Annotated in this window: 2 protein-coding genes; both read right to left on the bottom strand. The window is 58.8% G+C overall.

The genetic code is table 11. The features are described from left to right. Nucleotides 1–42 precede the first annotated feature (42 nt). Nucleotides 43–819 (bottom strand): transposase, encoded by a 777-nt coding sequence (locus ACFQRJ_RS12605; protein ID WP_377019489.1) that lies wholly within the window; start codon nucleotides 817–819, stop codon nucleotides 43–45. A gap of 200 nt (nucleotides 820–1,019) precedes the next feature. After that, entirely contained in the window at nucleotides 1,020–1,448 is a 429-nt protein-coding gene (locus ACFQRJ_RS12600; protein WP_377019488.1) for a hypothetical protein, read from the bottom strand. Nucleotides 1,449–1,522: the final 74 nt, after the last annotated feature.

The following is a 1,522-nucleotide window of genomic DNA, read 5'->3' as shown; positions in this document are numbered from 1 at the left end:
ACGGGTGTTGTCAAGCTGGTTGGAGTCAGTGGCTGTTCTGGGTCAGGCTGTTTGCACGAGGTGATTGATCCCGACCGTAGCTGGTGGGGACGGCGTTTTGGGTTTTGCTCGGAAGCGCTCGGGATGGGACTCGTAGTAACGCTGTAGGGTCGCCTCGCGCCTTGCCCACACTGTGCGCCATGTACCAAAGTGCACTTGCGACGGCGTGAAGTGGGCGACGCCAGAGTGGTACTGCTGATTGTTCGCCCACACGGTATATGCGTGGTCGAACTCACGAGCGTTCTGCAAGCTCTCGAAATACTCCGGGTATGACGAGCGGCTTTTCATTGTGCTGAACTCGGCCTCAGAGTACGGGTTGTCATTGGAGACATATGGCCGACTATTGCTGGCCCCGATGCCGTGCTCATCGAAAAGGTTCATGAGCGCGGTTGATTTCATTGTCCCACCGTTGTCTGAGTGGATCACTCGAGGGGCGCCCTCCCTTGCGATGGCTTCGGTAAACATTTCAACGGCGTGACATCCTGCCGAGTCGAACTCAACTCGACTCGCGATGCGATACCGGGAAAAGATGTCAATGACCGAGTACATTTTGAAGGTGATGCGCGAGTAGGTTGATTTCAACTCGGTGATGTCCCAGCTCCACGCCTGCCCGGGCCCAGATGCCACGACGACCGGTAGCTGCCTCGAGTTCCGGGGGCGGTTCGAAGTGCCGGCCCCGACGTCTGGTGGACCGGTGAGCTTGCCTCCGACGCGATGCCAGGTGCTCTGGCTGCCGTGCATGCGCCCCTCGTCCCAGGTGCTGTAGTACGCCTGCTGCACCGAGAGTCCTTCGCCGCGAGCGGTGTCTATGCGCGAGCTGATCGCCTCGCGCTCCTCTGTGGAGACCCGATTGGGGTAATGACGCTCGCGTTGATGGATGGGAGAGACTTTGGGAGGACGCGGGTTAATCCGGTAATGCCACGTGCTCCGACTCAAGCCGGTCAGCTTTAGAGCTTGTCGCTGAGAACCGTAAAGTCTTGTCAGCTCTCTGACGAGTTGGTTTTCGTGGTGGAGGAACCGTCGGGACTCGTCGCTTCCGGGCTGCCGTCTGGCCTCTGCGCGCTGTAATTGTGCAGAAGCCCGATAGCTTTTCCCAGAGCGTCATTCGCCTCTCGCAGACGCTTGTTCTCGTCTTCGAGTTCACAGACTCGCTTCTCAGTGTTTCGAAGGGAGTGTTCGTGCGCCATTCGCCTACGCTCCTTGATCGAGGTTGAAGGACTGATGTCATCACGAGGAATCAAACCTCGAGACAGATCTCCTTCATGAACAGAGCGGCGCCAGCGGCGAAGTTCACCTAACGAGAAGGGTTGCGCTTTCACCCACTCCAACTTCGCGCCGTGAGGAAGGCACTCGTAGTGGTAAACCATCTCACGGATCTCGTCCTCGGTATAGCCGGGGCTGATCGACACGGGCTTCTCCTCTCCTGACGCGGCTACACCGCGGCTACGCCTCCATGACTCACAGCCAGCCTGACGGCAGGGGT

The organism is Brachybacterium sp. GCM10030252 (genome assembly GCF_042666535.1).
Lineage (GTDB): Bacteria > Actinomycetota > Actinomycetes > Actinomycetales > Dermabacteraceae > Brachybacterium.
Note: the sequence above shows the minus strand (reverse complement) of the source record. Positions and strands in the feature narration are given on the sequence as shown.